Source organism: Methylophaga pinxianii, from assembly GCF_020447225.1.
GTDB classification, from domain to species: Bacteria; Pseudomonadota; Gammaproteobacteria; order Nitrosococcales; family Methylophagaceae; genus Methylophaga; species Methylophaga pinxianii.
Genome location: NZ_JAJAEO010000058.1, coordinates 1 through 491, shown reverse-complemented (window position 1 = coordinate 491; position 491 = coordinate 1). Strand labels below are relative to the sequence as shown.

Below are 491 nucleotides of genomic sequence, written 5' to 3'. Positions count from 1 at the left end.
TCAGATGGCGGGAAGATGAAGACAGATGGTGCAGCCACAGTTCGCTTAATCTCCAGTCGTGTCCCCTGGCCGAAGGTGATAAGGGGAGGGCGGTTATGATACTGCTGACAGAAATAAACTGCAAAATCGTCAGACTGCAGGCTGCTGATGGTGAGAGTGAACGCTGTCCCAGACCCACTGCCACTGAATCTGTCTGGGATGCCAGGGGCCCTGGTGGAAGCACCATAGATGAGGAGCCTGGGAGCCTGGCCAGGTCTCTGTTGGTACCAGGCTAAGTTGCTGGTAACACTCTGACTGGCCCTGCAAGAGAGGGTGGCTCTTTCCCCTGGGGACACAGATAGGGTGGCTGGAGACTGCGTCATCAGTACTTCTCCAGCAGTATCTGGGAGCCAGAGTAGCAGGAGGAAGAGAAGCTGCGCTGGGGCTTCCATGGTTCCGTCTGGGTCCTAACTGAGCAGTTCCTCCCCCATATAAGAAAGTTTGAAGTGACC

Annotated in this window: 1 protein-coding gene; it reads right to left on the bottom strand. The window is 55.6% G+C overall.

From position 1 onward, the window contains the following. The coding region (locus LGT40_RS16775) for an immunoglobulin kappa light chain variable domain-containing protein (protein ID WP_226343103.1) at window positions 1-362 on the bottom strand (362 nt) is incomplete at its 3' end. Between the last annotated feature and the right edge of the window lie 129 nt (window positions 363-491).